Raw genomic sequence first — 21,448 nt, 5'->3', positions numbered from 1 at the left:
TGATGCCGTCAAGGCCGGTTGTTCTGGGCCTTGAGCAAGTCGCGGATCTCGCCCAGCAACTCTTCTTCCTTGGTTGGAACCGGCGGCAGGCTGGGGGCCACGGCTTCTTCGCGCTTCAGGCGGTTGATAGCCTTGACGCCCATGAAGATCGCGAAGGCGACAATGACAAAGTCGATGATGGTCTGGATGAATTTGCCATAAGCCAGCACCACCGCCGGAGTCGCGCCGTCCGCTGCCTTGAGCGTTACGACCAGATCACTGAAGTCGACGCCACCGATCAGCATCCCGATTGGTGGCATGACCAGGTCACCGACAAACGAGGTGACGATCTTGCCGAAGGCCGCACCGATGATGATGCCGACGGCCATGTCGACCACGTTGCCTTTGACCGCGAAGGCCTTGAACTCATTTAGCACGCCCATAGGTTATTTCCTTGTTACAGATGAGGTTGATGAACGCAGTGTAAATCACCAAATCGCATTCTGCTCGAATCAACTGCCTGCCGCGCTTGCGAGCAATCGACAGCGGGTGGTGTTGAAAAAATCACCGATGGATCTCAACTGTGGGGCGGCCAGGCCTTCTGCGGTGTTTTGCATATGACGTTTTTCAGCGATATGGCTTCGTTGTGTGAGCGAGCCAAGGTTGAGGGGCTATCACCGAATCGGGACGTTGAAAGCTGATCGGGCAGATAGTGGTCAGTGGGCGGTATTGAAAATAGATTGCTGTTGTAGTGATGTGGACTATTTGGTTAGTTCGGGGGGTAGCAAACTGCGTATTTCTCTGCGTTAATAGCCGCGCTTTGTGTAAGTGTTTTCGGAGTTGTGTGTTGGATAAGGTTTGTATAGGTTTTCAAGTTGTACAGTAAGCCCTGTCTCTAGAGTTTGTTGGTTATGTTGAACAAGGAAACTTATACAAGACTTGTAATTGAGTGTGTATCAATATCTCTGCGTTTAATGTCGCTGTTTAAGATCATCCAAAGGGTTGCGAAGTATCCGGCCGTACTCGCGCGCTTCAGCTGAGCTATCATCGCGTTTTTTTCCGGGAGTTCCGATGGCCAAGGCCAAGCGCATGTACGGCTGCACCGAGTGCGGCTCAACCTTTCCCAAATGGGCCGGCCAGTGCGGTGAGTGCGGGGCCTGGAACACGCTCACCGAAACCATGGTGGAAAGCGGCGGGGCAGCTGCCCCCAGCGGTCGTACCGGCTGGGCCGGTCAGCAGGCGCAGATCAGGACCCTGGCCGAAGTCAGTGTCGAGGAAATTCCGCGCTTCTCCACCGCTTCCAGTGAGCTCGACCGGGTTCTGGGTGGTGGTCTGGTGGATGGCTCGGTGGTGCTGATCGGTGGCGACCCCGGCATCGGCAAGTCGACCATTCTGTTGCAAACCTTGTGCAACCTCGCCAAGAGCATGCCGGCGCTGTACGTCACCGGTGAAGAATCCCAGCAGCAAGTGGCCATGCGTGCGCGGCGCCTGGGGTTGCCTCAGGATCAACTGCGGGTGATGACCGAAACCTGCATCGAAGCCATCATCGCCACGGCCCGTCAGGAAAAGCCCAAGGTGATGGTGATCGACTCGATCCAGACGATCTTTACCGAGCAGCTGCAATCGGCACCGGGTGGTGTATCCCAGGTGCGTGAAAGCGCGGCATTGCTGGTGCGTTATGCCAAACAGAGCGGTACGGCGATTTTCCTGGTGGGCCACGTCACCAAGGAAGGCGCGCTGGCTGGCCCTCGGGTGCTGGAGCACATGGTCGACACCGTGCTGTATTTCGAAGGCGAGTCCGACGGTCGCTTGCGTCTGCTGCGGGCGGTGAAGAACCGTTTTGGTGCGGTCAATGAGCTTGGCGTGTTCGGCATGACCGACAAGGGCCTGAAAGAAGTCTCCAACCCTTCGGCGATATTTCTGACCCGGGCCCAGGAAGAAGTCCCGGGTAGCGTGGTGATGGCAACCTGGGAAGGCACGCGGCCGATGCTGGTGGAGGTTCAGGCGCTGGTGGACGACAGTCACCTGGCCAACCCCCGTCGAGTCACACTGGGGCTGGACCAGAACCGGCTGGCGATGTTGCTGGCGGTGCTGCACCGTCACGGCGGCATTCCGACTCATGATCAGGACGTTTTTCTCAACGTGGTCGGCGGGGTCAAGGTATTGGAAACGGCGTCCGACCTGGCGTTGATGGCAGCGGTGATGTCCAGTTTGCGCAACCGGCCGTTGCCCCACGATCTGCTGGTGTTCGGTGAGGTCGGGCTTTCCGGTGAGGTGCGTCCGGTGCCGAGCGGTCAGGAGCGCTTGAAGGAAGCCGCCAAGCACGGCTTCAAGCGCGCCATCGTGCCCAAGGGCAATGCGCCGAAGGAGGCGCCGGCCGGGTTGCAGATCATTGCGGTCACACGCCTGGAGCAGGCGTTGGATGCGTTGTTCGAATAATTTCAGTTGAATACATAACCCTGTGGGAGCGATGACAGGCCGTCAAATCTCGATCAGCGCCCCCAATTCTCGCTCCAGCTCCTGCGGATCAGCGAGGTTGAGCTCGATCAATCGCCGCAGGCGCTCGATGGACTCCAGGCTGATGTGCAGGCAGACAAAGCCGAGTTGGCCATGGTCGTCGTGGGCCAGTTGCACATCCATGGTGATGTCGGCCTCTTCGCTCAGATGAATGTCGACCAGAAAATCCTGCCTTGGATTGCCCAGCCACGGATCGGGTCGTTCGATCAGCAAGCCCTTGAGCGACAGGTCGATCAACTTCACCGGCCAGGTGGACTCGCCCTGACTCAGCTCGGTTCGGGCATCGAACGCAATACGTTTGAAGCGGCGACGTTCGGCAGGGTACTCGCTCATGGCGCGGTCCTCGGAAATGTACGCTGACTATAGACCCGCATGATCAGAGGCTGCCAGCGCGTGCAGGTGTCTAGACCAATGTCGGGGTATGGTCTTTGCCGTCAGGAGCGCTAAACTCGGGGTGGCTGTCTTTCTTGTCCACTCTGGCTGGAATCATAAAATGAAAAATAATAATAGCCCGCTACGCCATTTGCCTTGGCTGGTGCTGGCAATCGTAGGTGCGTGCGCCCTGGGTGTCGTGGCATTGCGCCGAGGCGAGGCAATCAACGCCTTGTGGATTGTGGTCGCTGCCGTGGCCATCTATCTCGTCGCCTACCGCTACTACAGTCTGTTCATCGCTAACAATGTCATGCAACTCGATGCGCGACGGGCCACTCCCGCTGTGCTCAACAATGACGGTCTGGACTACGTTCCAACCAACAAGCACATTCTTTTTGGTCACCACTTCGCGGCCATTGCCGGCGCAGGTCCGCTGGTCGGCCCTGTATTGGCGGCGCAGATGGGCTACCTGCCCGGCACGCTATGGCTGATCGCCGGCGTGGTGCTGGCCGGTGCCGTTCAGGACTTCATGGTCCTGTTCATGTCCACCCGCCGCAACGGCCGTTCCCTGGGCGATATGGTCCGGGAAGAAATGGGCCGTATCCCCGGCACCATCGCGCTGTTCGGCTGCTTCCTGATCATGATCATCATCCTCGCGGTGCTGGCGCTGATCGTGGTGAAAGCCCTGGCCGAGAGCCCGTGGGGTATTTTCACGGTGATGGCGACCATCCCGATCGCGATGTTCATGGGCATCTACATGCGCTACATCCGCCCGGGTCGCATCGGTGAGATTTCGGTGATCGGTGTGCTGCTGTTGCTGGGTTCTATCTGGCTCGGCGGGCAGATCGCAGCGGATCCGGTGTGGGCCAAGGCATTCAGCTTTACCGGTATCCAGATCACCTGGATGTTGATCGGTTACGGTTTTGTCGCAGCGGTGTTGCCGGTGTGGCTAATCCTGGCGCCCCGTGACTATCTGTCGACTTTCCTGAAAATCGGCACCATCGTCGCCCTGGCCATCGGCATCCTGGTGACCATGCCCGAGCTGAAAATGCCGGCCCTGACCCAATTCATCGACGGCACCGGCCCGGTATGGAAGGGCGGTCTGTTTCCGTTCCTGTTCATCACCATCGCCTGTGGCGCGGTATCGGGTTTCCACGCGCTGATCGCTTCCGGCACCACGCCGAAGCTGCTGGATAACGAAACCAACGCCCGCTACATCGGTTACGGCGGCATGCTGATGGAATCCTTCGTGGCGATCATGGCCATGGTTGCCGCTTCGGTGATCGAGCCTGGCGTGTACTTCGCCATGAACAGCCCGGCGGCCGTGGTCGGCGGTGATGTGGTGGCCGTTGCTACAGCCGTCAGCAACTGGGGCTTTGCGATTACCCCGGAAGCCCTGCAAGCGGTGGCCCACGATATTGGTGAAACCACCATCCTGGCCCGTGCCGGTGGTGCACCGACCCTGGCGGTCGGTATCGCGCAGATCCTGCACAGTGTCCTGCCGGGTGAAAACACCATGGCGTTCTGGTACCACTTTGCGATCCTGTTCGAAGCGCTGTTCATCCTGACCGCAGTCGACGCCGGTACCCGTGCCGGACGCTTCATGCTGCAGGACTTGCTCGGCTCTTTCGTGCCGGCGCTGAAACGCACCGAATCCTGGACCGCCAACCTGATCGCCACCGCCGGTTGTGTGGCGATGTGGGGTTGGTTGCTGTACCAGGGCGTGATCGATCCGTTGGGTGGCATCAACACCTTGTGGCCGCTGTTCGGTATCTCCAACCAGATGCTGGCCGGTATCGCGCTGATGCTCGGCACCGTGGTGCTGATCAAGATGAAACGCCAGCGTTATGTTTGGGTCACCATGTTGCCGGCCGTGTGGTTGCTGATCTGCACCACCACCGCAGGCTTCATCAAGCTGTTCGACGCCAACCCGGCGATCGGCTTCCTGGCCCTGGCGAAAAAATACAGCGATGCCCTGGCCAATGGTCAGATCCTCGCCCCGGCCAAGGACATCACTCAGATGCAACATGTGATCTTCAACGCCTACACGAACGCAACGCTGACTGCGCTGTTCCTGTTTGTGGTGTTCAGCATCCTGTTCTATGCACTCAAGGTCGGTATTGCCGCCTGGGGTAAAAAAGAACGTACGGATAAAGAATCGCCATTCCAGGCGCTGCCGGATGCGTAACCAGAGGATTGCAGCATGTTCAATGACTTGAGTCGCCTCGGTAAATACCTCGGTCAGGCCGCGCGCCTGATGGTCGGCATGCCCGACTACGACAACTACGTCGAGCATATGCAGACCAAACACCCGGACAAACCGGTGATGAGCTATGAGATGTTCTTTCGGGAGCGTCAGGAAGCCCGTTACGGTGGCAAGGGTGGGCCGAAGTGCTGTTGATCCGGTTGTCGGATTAACAGCAATACCTGTGGGAGCGAGCTTGCTCGCGATGGCGGACTGTCAATCAACAATGATGTTGAATGTTAAGCCGCTATCGCGAGCAAGCCCGCTCCCACATTTGTTTTGTGTTGTTTATCAGTTTTGTGAAACAGGAGATCAATTTTGTCCTCTCCCATCCCGGTCACGATCCTCAGCGGCTTCCTCGGCGCCGGCAAGACCACCCTGTTGCGTCACCTGCTCAAGGCCGAGCACGGCCTGAAAATTGCCGTGATCGAGAACGAATTCAGCGATGCCGGTATCGATACCCAGTTGTTGGGCGATGAACCGGTACAAGTGATGACACTGTCCAACGGCTGCGTCTGCTGCACCATCCACACCGACCTGACCAAAGCGCTTTATCTGTTGCTCGAGCGTCTGGACCGGGGCGACATCGCCTTCGACCGCCTGGTGATCGAATGTACCGGCCTGGCCGATCCGGCGCCCGTGGCACAAACCTTCTTCATCGACGAAGAGTTGCGTGAGCGCTATATCCTCGACGGCATCATCACGCTGGTCGACGCGGCACATGCCGACTTGCACCTGACCCAGACCATCGCCCAGGCGCAGGTCGGATTCGCCGACCGCTTGCTGGTGAGCAAGCGTGACCTGGTGGACGAGCCAACCTTCACCGCGTTGAGCGAGCGACTGACCCGCATCAACCGCCGTGCGCCGATCCGCGTGGTCGACCACGGCAAGATCGACCTGGCCGAGTTGCTCGATGTACGCGGCTTCAACCTCAATGCCGACCTCGGTGGTGGCGTGAGTTTGCGCCCGGTCAGCCAGGCTGCTCCGTCCATCGACCGCATTTCCAGCCTGGTGCTGCGCACTGAAAAGCCGCTGGATATCGACAAGCTCAGCGAGTTCATGAACGAGCTGCTGGAGGAGCATGGCAAGCAGTTGCTGCGCTACAAAGGCGTGTTGAATATCCTCGGCGAATCGCGTCGCATGGTGTTTCAGGGGGTGCTGAAGCTTTATGGTTTCGACTGGGATACAGAGTGGGATGAAGACGACGTGCGCGAAAGCGTGATCGTGTTCATTGCCGATGACTTGCCGGAAGAAAAGATTCGCGAGGGGTTTGCGCGGGTGGCGGCGGATTAAAGTCAGAAATTGCAGCGAGCCTTAAGTCGCCATCGCGAGCAGGCTCGCTGAAGTGCAGTCCCCTGTGGGGGCGAGCCTGCTCCGGGCGGCGTTCCGACGAAAGCGATCTAACCCGTGGCACAGTTTTGGCCCAGCGCCGATGCAGGGCTCAGCAACAAATCTTCCAGATAATCCAGATGCCGGTTGAGCGCGACTTGCGCCGTCGCGGCATCTCCTCGCTCCAGCGCATCCAGAATCTCCATGTGCTCCACGCAATAATCCTTCTGCTGCAGATCAAACTGCGCAATCGCCAAGGAAGTCAGCGGTACCAGGCTCTCAAGAAAATGCGCTAGCGGTGCATTCCCCGCCATTTGTGCCAACTGCAGATGAAACTCTCCCGACAAGCGAATCGCCCGGCCACGCTCGGCGCATTGACGCTCGTTTTCGACCAGTGTCCGCAGGCGCTTCAAGTCTTGTGCGCAAGGTCGCTGACAGGCCAGTCGCACCAGCATGATCTCGGCCAGACGCCGGGCGTGCAGTGTCTGCCGGGTCTGCTCGACATCAAGCTCGGCGACGCGGGGACGATGGTTGACGCGAAGGATGATGATCTGCTGATGGGACAGTCGCGTCAGTACATCACGCATGTCGCTACGCCTTGCACCGAACATCTGCGCCAGGCTTTCTTCGGTAAAGCGACTGGCCGAATGGATGCGCTGTTCGAAAATGGCATCGAGGACCCGCGAATACAGATCATCCACCGAAGGGCGGACGGGCAGGGTAGCGAGCGTTTGTGGCGAGGCGAAGCTGTTCATGGCCAATCTCCAGTTCGAAGAGGTTTCAACTGCCGAAGTTGTCTTCCGGGATGTTCAGTTCGATGCCCATGCGCTGACCTTCGCGCAAAATGTGCCGACGCATCTCGGCGCTGGCCTGGGCGCTGTTCTTGCTGCGGATCGCCCGTACCACGGCTTCGTTTTCTTCAAGGCGTTCAGCCAGATGTTCTGGGGAGTTGCGCAACACGTCGGCGCTTTGCTTGAGGGCATTGCTGGTTTGCAGGACCACGCTCTGGAAGATCGGGTTCGACGTCAGCGTGAACAGCTCTTCGTGGAACGCGATGTAGGCGCTTACGCCGGCTTCACTGTCATTGGCCTCCAGGGCTTCGCGCATGTCCATCAGGGTCAGGCGCAGTTGCCCGACTTCCTTGCTGCTGATGGACTGCGCCACCAGGCCGACGATGAACGGCTCAAGGGTGTAGCGCAGTTGCAGCACGTCTTCCAGGCTCGCTGCGGCCACTGCACTGTCATGCGTCTGGCTGTCGGCGAGATTGGCTTCGAGCACCACCACGCCTTTGCCCGGCATCGAGCGCACCAGACCGAGGGTTTCCAGAACGATGACGGCTTCACGCAGGCTCGGGCGGCTGATGCCCAGTTGTTCGGCCAGATCGCGTTGCCCCGGCAGCATTTCGCCGGAGCGCCACTGACCACGGGCCAAAGCGGCCCGAAGTTTTTCTACCACTGAGTTGACGACGGTTGATGAGGTAATCACTTGTTCGCTCCATGAGCCGTGCCTGCGGTCGGCAGGCACGGCGTTCATTCAGAATTCTTTGGCTGTCGCTTGAGCAACCGGTTTTCTCGGCTGAAAGGTATAACCCGCCTGGCCGGAAAGTACCTTGTTCGCCCGCTGCACATCGATGTCCTTTTCCCACCGCGCGATGGCGACGGTCGCCACACAGTTGCCGATCAGGTTGGTCAGCGCCCGGCCAATGCCCATGAACCAGTCCACGGCCAGCACCAGCACCAGACCCACCACCGGAATGGCCGGAATGGCTGTCAGGGTGGCCGCCAGAATCACCAGCGCCGAGCCCGGAATGCCGTGGGCCCCCTTGGAGGTGATCAACGATACCAACAGAATCGTCAGCAGGTCGGTCATTGCCAGCGGCGTACCGGTGGCATTGGCGATGAACACGATGGCCAGGGTCAGGTAGATCGAGAAACCGTCGAGGTTGAACGAGTAACCCGTTGGAATCACCAGCCCCACCGTCGAACTGCCGATGCCCAGGTGCTCAAGCTTGCGCATGATTTGTGGCAGCACAGCGTCGGACGAAGCGGTGCCCATGACGATCAGCAGTTCTTCGCGCAGGTACTTGAGCAATGGCCACATCTTCAAGCCGGAGAGGCGCATCACCAGGCCGAGAATCAGGGACACGAAGGCCACGCAGGTCAGGTAGAACAGGCCGACCAGGCTGCCCAGGTGTTGCAGCGAGTCCAGGCCATATTTGCTGGTGGTGAAGGCGATCGCACCGAACACACCGATCGGCGCCAGGCGCACGATCATGCCCATGATGCGGAAGATCACGTGGCTGAGTTCATTGATCAGCCGCGAAATACCCGATGCCGCCTCGCCCACCAGATTCAACGCACTGCCGAACAGCACGGAGAACAGCAGGACCTGCAGGATGTTGTTATCGGCGAAGGCACCGATCACTGACGTCGGAATCAGGTCCATCAGGAACTGTGTGGTGGTGTGCATGTGCTGGCCGCGCTGGGCAATGTCGCCCATGTCGGCTGCGGAAAGCTGCTCCAGGTGAATGTTCGCGCCGCTGCCGATGCCGGTGCTGAAGGCGAACACCAGACCGATCACCAGGGCGATGGTGGTCAGCACTTCGAAGTAGATCACCGATTTGAGGCCGATACGGCCGACTTTCTTGAGGTCGCCGGCACCGCTGATGCCGCTGACCACTACGCAGAACACAATTAAGCCAATGAGCATTTTGATCAGTTTGATAAAACCGTCACCGAGCGGTTTGAGCTGAGCGGAGTATTCGGGAAGGGTCAGCCCACAGACGATGCCGAGCACCAGTCCGAGAACCACTTGGAGGAAGATTGAACGCGAGCACCATCTGAGCATGGGAGGAATCCTGGTCGGTGTCCTGGCTGCCGTGTGCGGGGCACATCAGATTCAGGACTTAATTATTGTGGTCTTACCGGTATGTCCAGTGCAGGCGCAGTCTAGGCGCTGTTTTTGGTCGTTCGCAAGCGAAAATTAAGAAATTGGCATGACCGGTCTTACCAGTTGGTGGGGGAGCCCGGTTTAGAGCCTTCCCCTGCTGAATAAAAAACGGGCGAAAAAAAACCGGCCATCTCTGGCCGGTTTTTACAGCTACGGTTTAGCGGGCTGATTAAGCGCCGTACACCGGCAGCTTCTTGCAGATGGCCTTGACCTTCTCACGAACGGCATCGATTACCGCTTCGTTGTTCAGGTCAGCCAGGATGTCGCAGATCCAGCCGGCCAGTTCCTTGCACTCTGCTTCCTTGAAGCCGCGAGTGGTCACAGCCGGGGTGCCGAAGCGCAGGCCGGAGGTGACGAACGGGGAGCGTGGGTCGTTTGGCACGGAGTTCTTGTTCACGGTGATGAACGCTTTGCCCAGCGCGGCGTCGGCGTCTTTACCGGAGATTTCCTGCTTGATCAGCGACAGCAGGAACAGGTGGTTCTCAGTACCGCCGGAAACCACGTCGAAACCGCGCTCGATGAACACGCTGGCCATGGCCTGGGCGTTCTTCACCACTTGTTGCTGGTAAACCTTGAACTCAGGCTGCAGCGCTTCCTTGAAGCAGATCGCCTTGGCCGCGATCACGTGTTCCAGCGGGCCGCCCTGGGCACCCGGGAATACGGCGGAGTTCAGCTTCTTCTCGATGTCGGCGTTGGCACGAGCCAGGATCAGGCCGCCACGTGGACCGCGCAGGGTCTTGTGGGTGGTGGTGGTCACGACGTCAGCGAATGGAACCGGGTTCGGGTAGACGCCAGCGGCGACCAGACCGGCCACGTGGGCCATGTCGACGAACAGGTAAGCACCTACCTTGTCGGCGATTGCGCGGAAGCGTGGGAAGTCGAGGATCTGCGAGTAGGCAGAGAAACCGGCCACGATCATTTTCGGCTTGTGCTCAACGGCCAGGCGCTCGACTTCGTCGTAGTCGATCAGGCCGTTGGCGTCGATGCCGTACTGGATGGCGTTGTACAGCTTGCCGGAGGACGAAACGCTGGCACCGTGGGTCAGGTGACCACCGTGGGCCAGGCTCATGCCCAGGATGGTATCGCCCGCTTGCAGCAGGGCCAGGTAAACGGCGCTGTTGGCTTGGGAACCGGCGTGTGGCTGAACGTTGGCGTAATCGGCGCCGAACAATTCTTTGGCGCGATCGATGGCCAGTTGCTCAACCACGTCGACGAACTCGCAACCACCGTAGTAGCGCTTGCCCGGGTAACCTTCGGCGTACTTGTTGGTCAGTACCGAGCCTTGAGCTTCCATCACCGCAGGGCTGGTGTAGTTTTCCGAAGCGATCAGCTCAATGTGCTCTTCCTGGCGCTGAGCTTCTTGCTCCATGGCGGCAAAGAGATCGGCGTCGTACTTGGCAATAGTCAAATCACGGCTGAACATGGCGGTCCTCAGGGATCGGGGGCGGAAAAGGGGGGCATTCTAACCCAATGGGTTTTAGATGGCATATGAAACGGCATCATGTCGCAGACAAGTGGTGTTCATGCGTGGGATTTTTAGTGTTTGTGGCGAGGGAGCTTAGTCAAGCATGAACAACGCATCATTACTGAACTGCGCTTCAAACCGGCTCGCCGGCATCGGACGGCCGAACAGATACCCCTGAACCTCGTCGCAACCATGCTCACGCAGGAAGTCGAGTTGCTCGTGGGTCTCCACGCCCTCGGCGATAACCGCCAGATTGAGGCTGTGGGCCATGGCAATGATTGCCCGGGCAATTTGTGCGTCCTGCTCGCCGCTGGGCAGGCCATCGACAAAGGTGCGGTCGATCTTCAGCACGTCGATCGGGAACTGCTTGAGGTAGTTGAGCGATGAATAACCGGTCCCGAAATCGTCGACCGCAATGCTCAGGCCGAGGTTTTTCAGCCCGGCGAGAATCTGCATCGCCTCGCTGACTTCGCGCATCAGGATACTTTCGGTCAGTTCCAGTTCCAGGCACGCCGGCGGCAGGCCGGTTTCCTTGAGGATGGTGGCGATCCGCGTACCGAGCTGACCGTCGGAGAACTGCCGCGCCGAGATATTCACCGACACCTTCGGCACTCGTACCTTGGCCTGATGCCAGGCCTTGAGTTGACGGCAGGCTTCGGTGATCACCCAGTCGCCGACATCCACCACCAACCCGAGTTCTTCAAGCACCGGAATGAAATCCCCCGGCGGCACCAGCCCGCGGCGTGGATGGCGCCAGCGCAAAAGCGCCTCGGCACCGGTCAGGCGCTTGCCATCACCGCTGAACTGCGGCTGGTAATACAACACGAATTCGTTCTGTTCCAGGGCGTGGCGCAAGTCGCTTTCCAGCTCCAGACGTTCCAGCGCACTGGCGTTCATGTCCGCCTGATAGAACTGGAAGTTGTTCTTGCCACGCTCCTTGGCGTGGTACATCGCGGTGTCGGCGTTCTTCATCAGCTGGCTGAGTTCGTTGCCGTCCTGCGGACTCAGGGCGATGCCGATACTGGCCGTGACGAAGAACTCGCGGCCTTCGAGCACGAACGGTTTCACCAGGCTGGCGAGAATCTGTTCGGCCACATGGATCGCCCGGTTCAGGGCGATTTCACGGTTGGCTCGCGGTTGCAGGAGCAAGGTGAATTCGTCACCGCCCATGCGTGCCACGGTGTCGTCATCGGCGACGCAACCGAGCAGGCGCGTGGCCATTTCCTTGAGCATGCGGTCGCCGGCGGCATGGCCCAGGGAGTCGTTGATCGGTTTGAATCGGTCGAGGTCGAGGAACATCAGCACCACCCACGACTTCTGCCGTTCGGCCGATTGCAGTGCCGTGTGCAGGCGATCCTGGAACAGCGAACGGTTGGGCAGGTGGGTCAGGGCGTCGTAGTAGGCGAGGCGGTGAATCCGCTGCTCGCTGGCCTTGCGCTCACTGATGTCGCTGAAGAAGCACACATAACTGGCCAGGTCGCCTTCATCGTCGAGCACGGCGGTGATCCCGACCCAGGCCGGGTAGTGCTCGCCGTTGCGGCGCTTGAGCCAGACTTCGCCTTCCCAGGTGCTGTGCTGGCCCAATTGCTTGAGCACGTAACGCAGATGGGCTTCCTGCTGGTCGTCGACCGTCAGCATGTTCGGCAACTGGTCGAGGACCTGCTCCACGGCGTAACCGCTGACACGACTGAAGGCTTCGTTGGCCTGGACGATGTAGCCGGCCGGGTCGGTGATCAGGATCGCCGAGGTCGAGTGTTCGAATACCGTAGCCGCCATGCGCAGGTCTTTTTCGGCCCGGCGTTGCTGGCTGATGTCGCGGCCGACGCCGAGCACCCCTTCGAACGTACCGTGTTCGTCCCAGACCAACACCAGGCGCAGTTCGATCGGGATCTTGCGCCCGTCGGCCCGCAGGCAATCGAACAGGAACAGTTGGGTTTGCACCTGGCTGCGCAACAGCGCCAGTTGGTCCGGTTTATCCAGCGCTTTGCTGACTCGGTCCATCAGGTGGTAGATGCCGGTCAGTTGTTGCGGGTTGGCGATGGTCGATTGCCAGCCGTTCTGGAAAATCCACTCGGCGTCGTAACCCAGCACCGCTTGCACCGAAGGGCTGACGTAATTGAGGTTAAGGCGGTTGTCGGTGGAGAAAATCACGTCGCTGATGCTTTCGGCGAGCATCCGGTAGCGTTGCTCGCTGTCGCGCAGGGATTCGCTGGCTTCGATCTGGTCGGTGATGTCCTTGGCCACGCCGATGATCCGCGTGACCTGATCGTTTTTGTCCCGGGCCAGTGCCTGCTCGCGAATCTCGAAGCGTCGCCACTGGCCGTCCCGATGGCGGAAGCGCAACTGGCACTGCATCAACTGGCGATAACCGGCCTGGCGCTGGACCTGGCGGGAGCGATGGTAATAGTCGGCGTCTTCGGGATGCAGAAGGATTTCCCAGAAGTATTCGCCCATCTGGTGCAGTTCGGTGCGGTTGTAGCCTAGGGTCTGGCCCAGATGGTGGTTGCTGTAGATCATGCGCTGGCTGATCACATCCTGCACATACAGATGATCCGGCACGGTGCGCACCACATCCGACCAGAACCCTTCGCGCTCCTGCAGCGACAGTTCGATGAGCTTGCGGCTGGTGATGTCGGTGATGCTCAGGATCACCGCTTTATAGTCGTCCGGGGTTTGCGGCAGGCGCAGCACCAGCCACAGGTGCTGGTCGCGGCCGCCAGCGTTCTGGAGTTTGATTTCCAGCTCAAGCTGTTGCTGCTGGTTGAACATCGCGTCGAGCACCTGATTGCCGATGGTGGTGCCGTCCTGTGGATTACCGTCGATCAGCAGTTTCCAGGCTTTGTCGGCGCTATCGACATTAAGCAGTTGCAGCGCAACCTGGTTGACCTCGGTGATCCGCAGTTCCTTGAGCAATGGCCGGCGTTGCTCCGGGATCGCCAGCCACGCTTGCAGTTGCTCGCTGTCCTGCAGTTGCGCCTTGTCGAAAAAGACCTTGAGCCCGGACATGTCGAGGACGCACAAGGCCACGCCGGTGCCTTCGAAAATGTCCTGGTAACGCCGGCGGCCTTCATTCAACTGGCGCTGACGCCGGCGCATGTTCAGCAGGGCGATGAACGGCAGTATGGAAAACGCCAGGCCCAGCAGACATTTGCCGATGAACGCCGGCAGCAGCTCTTCCAGCACGCGCTGGCGGTCGAACAAACCGCGCAGTTGCCAATCGCTGCTGCTCAGCGGAACGGTCAGCACGCTGTTGGCGACATCGTCCTCGGTCAGCGTGCCCGGATTGACCGAGGCCTGCGCGTCGTCGCGGCTGATGATCTGATGATTGATGCGGTTTTCCACCAGCCACAACGGGCGGCCGCCGGCCTCGCGTTGCTTGGTCAGGGACGAAAAGAAGGTGGGAGTCAGGCGCAGGACCCAATAGCCTCGGGAACTGCCGCTGGCCTGATGCAACAATAAATGCACCACGGAACCGTCGGTGGCGTTGCTGAAGTAGTGCGCCTGAGCGTGGCTGCGGCGAACCAGTTCACTCAGATAGTCGCTGTCATCGCTGACGGGAGCGCTGTCACTGATGACTCTTCCCGAGGGGCTGAGCAACGCCAGGCTGCGCAGGTCTGGCAGTGACTGTTGCAGCTTGCGCAGCAGGGCCTGCAATTCATCGGCGTCCTGCGGTTGCTCGACGATCGGCAACAGGTTGAGGGCGATCTGCGCGTTGAGCGCCATGTTCAGGCTGACCTGCGCGGCCAGATCGGCGGTGTAATCGATGGTGTACTGGCGCTGGTTCTTCTGGGTTTCGCGCAACTGGTCGAGCAACTGCCAGAACAGCAGGGCCATCAGCAATAATACGAGTGTCGCCAAGGTGCCCTTCAAGGTCCCGCGCAGGGGGGAGCCGGGCGCTGTGGCCGGCGCACTGGAAGTCAGAGGCGGTGGGACAATGGACAAGCTGTAATCCTGCGGTTTGGCTGGACTGGCGCGACGTGCACTATAAGCCGGACGCCCGAAGGGCGGCTAGCATGCCTTGAGTTGTGGCGAAGTGCCAGCCCCGGCCCGTCGGCTGGACTGCCATCTGTCATTAAGGTAGCTTTGTCGGTTACGCGGGAGCGTTCCAGCTCCTAAAATCAGGCTTTTTCAGCGCGCTCATATTGAAAGCTCTCAATCGGGCGACGCGCACAGCCTGGCCAGGCATTGCCTGCGCTCCAATCATCCATCAGTCACTGACCCTAGGTTCTCCATGGCTCAATACGTATTCACCATGCATCGGCTGGGCAAAGTTGTTCCGCCGAAGCGGGAAATCCTGAAAAACATTTCTCTGTCGTTCTTCCCCGGCGCCAAGATCGGCGTACTCGGCCTCAACGGTTCGGGTAAGTCCACGCTGCTGAAAATCATGGCAGGCGTCGACACCGAGTTCGAGGGCGAAGCCCGTCCGATGCCGGAGCTGAACATCGGTTATCTGCCGCAAGAGCCGATCCTGGACCCGACCAAAACCGTGCGTGAAGTGGTTGAGGAAGCGGTCAGCGTGATCAAGAACGCCCAGGCTCGCCTGGATGAGGTCTACGCGGCTTACGCTGAAGAAGACGCCGACTTCGACAAACTGGCGGCCGAACAGGCCAAGCTCGAAGCGATCCTGCAAGCCAGTGACGGTCACAACCTCGATCGTCAACTGGAAGTCGCCGCCGACGCGCTGCGTCTGCCGGCCTGGGACGCCAAGGTCGAATTCCTCTCCGGTGGTGAGAAGCGTCGTGTGGCCCTGTGCCGCCTGTTGCTGTCCGCCCCGGACATGCTGCTGCTCGACGAACCGACCAACCACCTGGACGCCGATTCCGTTGCGTGGCTTGAGCACTTCCTGCACGACTTCCCGGGCACCGTGGTCGCGATCACGCACGACCGTTACTTCCTGGACAACGTTGCCGGCTGGATCCTGGAACTCGACCGCGGCGCGGGCATTCCTTACGAGGGCAACTATTCGGGTTGGCTGGAAGCCAAGTCCGACCGTCTGGCTGCCGAATCCAAGCAGCAGTCGGCCCACGAAAAAGCCATGAAGGAAGAACTGGAGTGGGTGCGCAAAGGCGCCAAGGCCCGCCAGTCGAAATCCAAGGCTCGTCTGCAACGCTTCGAAGAAATGCAGTCGCAGGAATTCCAGAAGCGCAGCGAAACCAACGAGATCTACATCCCGGCCGGTCCGCGCCTGGGCGACAAGGTCATCGAGTTCAAGAACGTCACCAAGGGCTATGGCGACCGCGTGCTGATCGACAACCTGTCGTTCTCCATGCCTAAAGGCGCCATCGTCGGCGTGATCGGCGGTAACGGTGCCGGTAAGTCGACCCTGTTCCGCATGCTGATGGGCAAGGAAACGCCGGATTCGGGCAGCATCGAAGTCGGTGAAACCGTGCAGCTTGCTTGTGTGGACCAGAGCCGCGAAGACCTGGACGGCAGCAAGACCGTGTTCCAGCAGATCTCCGACGGTTCCGACCAGATCCGCATCGGCAACTACGAGATCCCGTCGCGTACCTACGTCGGTCGCTTCAACTTCAAGGGCGGCGATCAGCAGAAGTTCGTCAAGGACCTGTCCGGTGGTGAGCGCGGTCGCTTGCACCTGGCCCTGACCCTGAAGGAGGGCGGTAACGTCCTGCTGCTCGACGAACCGTCCAACGACCTCGACGTTGAAACCCTGCGTTCCCTGGAAGAAGCCCTGCTGGACTTCCCGGGCGCCGCCATTGTGATCTCCCACGACCGGTGGTTCCTTGACCGCGTCGCGACTCACATCCTGGCGTACGAAGACGACTCGCAAGCGGTGTTCTTCGAAGGTAACTACACCGAGTACGAAGCCGACCGTAGAAAGCGCCTCGGCGAAGCGGCTGCACAGCCGCATCGCGTACGGCACAAGAAACTGGCCTGATTTCGGGTTGGTTGCATAAAGAGCGGAGCCTTTGGGCTCCGTTTTTTTGTGCGTTTTTTTCAGTGATACCGCGGCGCATTCATCGCGAGCTTGCTCGCGATAGCGATCTCCCTTGTGGTGCAAAAGCCGGATCTTGAATCCCTGTTCAGGTGCAAAAATAGCCAAAAACCGGAATAATTTATATCCTGTGCACCATTTAATTTCATGAATGCGACATTTTGCTCTGTTCTTGTGCGCGATCCGTTTGTTACAGTCCGGCTCAATCTCCTCCAACGACAATAAATTTGCCGAGACTTTTCCATGATCGAATCCGTCGAATCCTTCCTTGCGCGCCTGAAAAAACGCGACCCGGATCAACCCGAATTTCACCAGGCTGTCGAAGAAGTTCTGCGTACCCTGTGGCCGTTTCTTGAAGCCAATCCGCATTACCTGACCTCCGGCATCCTGGAGCGCATCTGCGAGCCGGAGCGGGCGGTGGTGTTTCGCGTGTCGTGGGTCGACGATCAGGGCAAGGTCCAGGTCAATCGTGGTTTCCGCATCCAGATGAACAGCGCGATCGGCCCGTACAAGGGTGGCCTGCGTTTCCACCCGTCGGTGAACATGGGTGTCCTGAAATTCCTCGCCTTCGAGCAGACCTTCAAGAACTCCCTGACTTCATTGCCCATGGGCGGCGGCAAGGGCGGCTCGGACTTCGATCCCAAAGGTAAAAGCGACGCGGAAGTCATGCGTTTCTGCCAGGCCTTCATGAGCGAGTTGTACCGCCACATCGGTGCCGACGTTGACGTGCCGGCCGGGGACATCGGTGTCGGCGCGCGGGAAATCGGGTTCCTGTTCGGCCAGTACAAGCGCCTGAGCAACCAGTTCACCAGCGTGATGACCGGCAAAGGCCCAAGCTACGGCGGCAGCCTGATTCGCCCGGAAGCCACCGGTTTCGGTTGCGTGTACTTCGCCGAAGAAATGCTCAAGCGTCGCGGTCTGGCCGTGGAAGGTAAACACGTAGCGATCTCCGGCTCCGGCAACGTCGCGCAATACGCGGCGCGCAAGGTCATGGACCTGGGCGGCAAAGTGATTTCGCTGTCCGACTCCGAAGGCACGCTGTATTGCGAAAGCGGCTTGACCGAGGAGCAATGGCTGGCGGTGCTGGAACTGAAAAACGTACAGCGCGGACGCATCCGTGAACTGGCCGGCCGTTTTGGCCTGGAGTTCCGCGCCGGTGAGCTTCCGTGGAGCCTGATCTGCGACATCGCGCTGCCGTGTGCAACGCAAAACGAACTGGATGCCGAAGCTGCTCGCACCTTGCTGCGCAACGGCTGCATCTGCGTGGCCGAAGGCGCGAACATGCCGACGACCCTTGAGGCGGTGGACCTGTTCATCGAGGCCGACATTCTGTTCGCGCCGGGCAAGGCGTCCAACGCGGGTGGTGTGGCGGTGAGCGGGCTGGAGATGTCGCAGAACGCCATGCGCCTGGCATGGACCGGTGGCGAAGTGGACAGCAAGCTGCACGCGATCATGCAGTCGATTCACCACGCTTGCGTGCATTACGGTGAGGAGAATGGCCGGGTCAACTACGTCAAGGGCGCGAACATTGCCGGCTTCGTTAAAGTCGCCGATGCCATGCTCGCACAAGGTGTGGTCTAGGCCGGTTCGATACGGATCACCTCAATCAGTTGATCCCCGGCGGGGCGCTGCCACAGCACTTCATCGTTGAGTCGGGCACCGAGCAGTGCCCGTCCCAGCGGTGAACCCCAATTGATCAGGCCGTGTGCTGCATCGGCCTGATCTTCGCCCACCAGTTGTACCCGGCGTTCGGTGGCGTGCTCATCGGCGTAGGTCACCCAACTGCCGATCTGCACTTTCTCGGTCGAAGTCGCGGCGGGTACCACCTGAGCGCTGCCCAGGCGCTGCTTGAAGTAACGCAAATCACGTTCGAGGTCCGCCAGGCGCTGCTTGTCGGCCTGCTCGCCTTTTGCCGATTGTTCGGCGTGCAGAGTTTGCAGTTCGGCGACTTTTCCCTGCAACAGGTTCAGGCCTTGCGGCGTGACGTAATTGGGCTGCGTGCTGACCTGCCGTTCGACTGGCTGATCGGCTTGCGCAGCGGCGTTATCTTCATTGACGAATGCACGGCTCATGGAATTCTCCCGGTATAGGGTTTTGGCCATGGTCGCAGGCATTTGGTTTCAGTGGATGTCTGTAAACGACCGATGGCGAGCAATACGCCATAACCCCTGTGGTGTGTCAGGTCAGTAGTGATACCACTTCAGTTCAAGCATCACTTCATTCTCGGCCGTCGCCAAATGGCTGAACTCGCGCTGGGCGCTCAAACGCAGGCCGAGATTGCGCGATATTTCCCATTGCTGATTCAGGCTCAGGCTGCGGCGCACTTCACCATTGGTGAAAAAGTCACCCTTGGCTTCCAGGCTCAAATTGCCCAGCGGGTTTTTCCACAGCAGACCACTGTTGAACCCGGCGGCCGGGGCAATGAATGCGGCGAAGTCGTTGTTGTGCTCGATACGCGCAGTGCCCAGGGCAAATCCGAGCAGGTCATCGCCCAGTTGCCAGGTGCCACCACCACCGCCGTTAACGTGGCTGACAAGGGTCTGGTCATCATGCTTGCCCGGTACCCGCTCCAGACCGCCGGTGACTTGCCATGACAGCGGTTGCAGCAGCTCGTTACGCGGGGTCAGGGAGCGAATGGTGGCCAGGTCCAGTTGCTGCACTTGCCAGTCATTGCCTTCGTACTGGCGCAGTTTCAATTGCAGGATTTCGATCTGTGCGCCAAGAGGGAAGCTTTCGTTGTTGTCATTGAGGTCGTGATAAGCCATGCGCAAGCCGTACTCGCCAAAGGCTTTATCTCCACGGGTGCCAAGGCCGAGCTGCCAGGTGCGGGACTCGTGACCGTCTTCAGGCAGGCCCGGTTGCGGGATATCCAGTTCCGGCGCCGGGTTCTGGTTGATTGCCCGCAGCAGTTCGAAACTGCGCTGGGCGCGCGCCGGGTCGCGTTCCTGGCCGTTGGCGCGGTAACGCTCCAGACGATAGGCCGCATCGATGATCAGCGCCTGACGGTCGCGCGGCTGCGCCTTGAATGCCGGGTCCTGCAATTGCTTCTGATCGGCGCTGACTTTCAGCACCCACTGCTGCTCTTCAGGGTTCAACGGCTCGGCGCGGCTGAGCAACTCGCGCTCCCGGGACGGACGATACTGGATGGACTCCACCAGTCCGGCATTTTTCACGGCTTTGACGGTGTCGGTCGGGATGGCGGTGAGCGGGAATTGCTCGGTCAGGCGCAGGCCCGGGCGGGCCACTTGCAGCAGTTCCAGTAAGCGGTACGAGCAGTTCTCGTCGAAGAAAAAATAGTCGAACTTGATCTGTTTCAGCTCCCAGACGTGCTCGACCATGCGCGCGGTTTCCTGCCGGGTCAGGTTCAGGCGGTATTCCCACAGGTCGCGGTTTTCCAGGCTGCGGTATTCCGAGAGCTTTTCCTGATAGGGCACCATCGCGAACAGCCCGGGATAGCCGCCCATGAGTCCTTTCCAGGCATAGAGGATGCTGTTGTCCGAGCCCTCGATGTAGGCGCCGAAGTTGATCGCGTAGCTGAGCAGCGAAGTCTTGTCGCTCTTCACTTCGGCCTGGTCGATGCGCAGCAGGGTATGGCCGAACATCGAGGACGGGCTGTTCAGGTATGCGGCGGGGAAGATCATCACCGCGCTGTCGGGCGAGACGTCCTTGAACCATTGCTTGAAGCCGGCGCAGTCCGGTGTCGGCAGGCCGGTCAGGCCGAGTTGTTCTTTCAGCCAGCGGGTGCGGGCCGGGTAGACGCATTGAGCGTGTGTTTCACCGGCACTGGCCGGGGCGTACAAGGCTTGTACAGTCGCCGTCAGTTCATGTTCCGGATGTTCATTGCCGTCAGCGGCGAGGAAGAACTTCCTGTCGCTGACATAGCTGCGCCAGCCGCCGAGCTTGGCGGTTTCGTAATGGCCCAGGGATATCCAGAAGGGGGCGTTGGCCAGTTGCTGCAAACGTTGTGGGTCGACGTGAGGCGCGGCGGACAGCGGGGCGCAGACACACAGCGCCAGCCAGGCAAGGCGTTTGAGCATAGAAGGCAACTTAAATACTTGAGAAAAAGACCCAAAGAGGGGCAGGTCCAAAAAACAAAACCCGCTTCCCGAAAGAAGCGGGGCGGGTCGAGCTTAAGCTTGAGTCGCGTACTTGGCCAGACGAGGGTCGGCTTTGAGCACGGCCAGGGTATTGGTATGCACGTCTTCTGCGGTCACGTCAGCCTTGCTGAAGATCTGCTGGAAGTGCTCGTGAGTGACTGCGGCGAAGTGCGCACGGTCTTCCGGCGCCACGCCCAGTACCACGGCATAGGTGGTCAGCGCTTCGCCCTGACCTTTGGCCATGTCCTCGGACAGCTCGTTCATCATGCCATTCATGGCAAACCAGGATTTGCCGCCATAGGTCAGCGACGCATTGGTCGCGCAACCGTTGGTGCCGGAGGTCATCCCGAAGGTTGCGTTGCCGGAGGTGCCGTTGGTGGTGGATGCCAGGAAGTGAGCTGGAGTACCACGCTGGCCTTCGAACAGCATGTTGCCCCAGCCGCAATCCGGGCCGCCTGGCGCTTGCGCCATGGCATTGATGGATACAGCGGTGAAGAGAGTACCAAGAAGAATCCGTTTCATAGCTTTGTTCTCTTTGTGTG

Annotated in this window: 16 protein-coding genes; 6 read left to right on the top strand and 10 right to left on the bottom strand. The window is 59.7% G+C overall.

What is annotated here, in order from left to right; all coding sequences use genetic code 11:
- Window positions 1-8: 8 nt before the first annotated feature.
- Entirely contained in the window at window positions 9-422 is a 414-nt protein-coding gene (gene mscL, locus AABM52_RS26685; RefSeq protein ID WP_347909221.1) for a large-conductance mechanosensitive channel protein MscL, read from the bottom strand.
- Between the two features lie 628 nt (window positions 423-1,050).
- Between mscL and radA the strand changes: the two genes are divergently transcribed.
- Window positions 1,051-2,418 (top strand): DNA repair protein RadA, encoded by a 1,368-nt coding sequence (gene radA / locus AABM52_RS26680; RefSeq protein ID WP_046041753.1) that lies wholly within the window; start codon window positions 1,051-1,053, stop codon window positions 2,416-2,418.
- Between the two features lie 42 nt (window positions 2,419-2,460).
- Here radA and AABM52_RS26675 read toward each other — a convergent pair whose 3' ends face one another.
- Window positions 2,461-2,829, bottom strand: coding sequence for a PilZ domain-containing protein (locus AABM52_RS26675; RefSeq protein WP_347909219.1), 369 nt, complete (start codon window positions 2,827-2,829; stop codon window positions 2,461-2,463).
- A 160-nt stretch (window positions 2,830-2,989) separates the two neighbouring features.
- Between AABM52_RS26675 and AABM52_RS26670 the strand changes: the two genes are divergently transcribed.
- From AABM52_RS26670 to yjiA, 3 genes are all read left to right on the top strand, one after another.
- Window positions 2,990-5,056: a carbon starvation CstA family protein gene (locus AABM52_RS26670; RefSeq protein ID WP_347909217.1), complete on the top strand. Its 2,067-nt coding sequence runs from the start codon at window positions 2,990-2,992 to the stop codon at window positions 5,054-5,056.
- Window positions 5,057-5,071: 15 nt separating this feature from the next.
- Complete coding sequence (locus tag AABM52_RS26665) at window positions 5,072-5,269, top strand: YbdD/YjiX family protein (RefSeq protein WP_007895266.1); 198 nt, start codon at window positions 5,072-5,074, stop codon at window positions 5,267-5,269.
- A 162-nt stretch (window positions 5,270-5,431) separates the two neighbouring features.
- The gene (gene yjiA / locus AABM52_RS26660) at window positions 5,432-6,406 is read left to right on the top strand and encodes a GTPase (RefSeq protein WP_347909215.1); all 975 of its coding nucleotides are present in this window, start codon (window positions 5,432-5,434) and stop codon (window positions 6,404-6,406) included.
- Between the two features lie 107 nt (window positions 6,407-6,513).
- Here the strand turns inward: yjiA and AABM52_RS26655 are convergent, their stop codons facing one another.
- The 5 genes from AABM52_RS26655 to AABM52_RS26635 all read right to left on the bottom strand — a co-directional run bounded on the left by AABM52_RS26655 (window position 6,514) and on the right by AABM52_RS26635 (window position 14,690).
- Window positions 6,514-7,197 (bottom strand): GntR family transcriptional regulator, encoded by a 684-nt coding sequence (locus tag AABM52_RS26655; protein ID WP_347909213.1) that lies wholly within the window; start codon window positions 7,195-7,197, stop codon window positions 6,514-6,516.
- Window positions 7,198-7,222: 25 nt separating this feature from the next.
- On the bottom strand, window positions 7,223-7,927 hold the full coding sequence (locus AABM52_RS26650; RefSeq protein WP_347912695.1) for a FadR/GntR family transcriptional regulator: 705 nt from the start codon (window positions 7,925-7,927) through the stop codon (window positions 7,223-7,225).
- A 48-nt stretch (window positions 7,928-7,975) separates the two neighbouring features.
- Window positions 7,976-9,289 carry a C4-dicarboxylate transporter DctA gene (locus AABM52_RS26645; protein WP_347909211.1) on the bottom strand — a complete coding sequence of 438 codons (1,314 nt, stop codon included), beginning with the start codon at window positions 9,287-9,289 and terminating at the stop codon, window positions 7,976-7,978.
- A gap of 271 nt (window positions 9,290-9,560) precedes the next feature.
- Window positions 9,561-10,814, bottom strand: a complete 1,254-nt coding sequence (gene glyA / locus AABM52_RS26640; RefSeq protein WP_347909210.1) for a serine hydroxymethyltransferase — start codon at window positions 10,812-10,814, stop codon at window positions 9,561-9,563.
- A gap of 135 nt (window positions 10,815-10,949) precedes the next feature.
- Entirely contained in the window at window positions 10,950-14,690 is a 3,741-nt protein-coding gene (locus AABM52_RS26635) for an EAL domain-containing protein (protein WP_347912694.1), read from the bottom strand.
- Window positions 14,691-15,087: 397 nt separating this feature from the next.
- On the opposite strand from AABM52_RS26635, the gene ettA reads away from it, so the two are divergent.
- The gene (gene ettA / locus AABM52_RS26630; RefSeq protein WP_347909208.1) at window positions 15,088-16,752 is read left to right on the top strand and encodes an energy-dependent translational throttle protein EttA; all 1,665 of its coding nucleotides are present in this window, start codon (window positions 15,088-15,090) and stop codon (window positions 16,750-16,752) included.
- Window positions 16,753-17,052: 300 nt separating this feature from the next.
- Window positions 17,053-18,390: an NADP-specific glutamate dehydrogenase gene (gene gdhA / locus AABM52_RS26625; RefSeq protein WP_347909206.1), complete on the top strand. Its 1,338-nt coding sequence runs from the start codon at window positions 17,053-17,055 to the stop codon at window positions 18,388-18,390.
- Here the strand turns inward: gdhA and AABM52_RS26620 are convergent.
- The 3 genes from AABM52_RS26620 to AABM52_RS26610 form a co-directional block, all read right to left on the bottom strand.
- Window positions 18,387-18,881: a GreA/GreB family elongation factor gene (locus AABM52_RS26620; RefSeq protein ID WP_347909204.1), complete on the bottom strand. Its 495-nt coding sequence runs from the start codon at window positions 18,879-18,881 to the stop codon at window positions 18,387-18,389. The two genes, gdhA and AABM52_RS26620, sit on opposite strands and share 4 nt — an antisense overlap.
- A 111-nt stretch (window positions 18,882-18,992) precedes the next feature.
- Window positions 18,993-20,846: a DUF4105 domain-containing protein gene (locus AABM52_RS26615; protein WP_347909202.1), complete on the bottom strand. Its 1,854-nt coding sequence runs from the start codon at window positions 20,844-20,846 to the stop codon at window positions 18,993-18,995.
- Between the two features lie 93 nt (window positions 20,847-20,939).
- Entirely contained in the window at window positions 20,940-21,428 is a 489-nt protein-coding gene (locus AABM52_RS26610) for a DUF3015 domain-containing protein (RefSeq protein WP_007970900.1), read from the bottom strand.
- Window positions 21,429-21,448 lie beyond the last annotated feature (20 nt).

The sequence above is a fragment of the Pseudomonas grandcourensis genome (assembly GCF_039909015.1).
Classification (GTDB): Bacteria; Pseudomonadota; Gammaproteobacteria; order Pseudomonadales; family Pseudomonadaceae; genus Aquipseudomonas; species Aquipseudomonas grandcourensis.
Note: the sequence above shows the minus strand (reverse complement) of the source record. Positions and strands in the feature narration are given on the sequence as shown.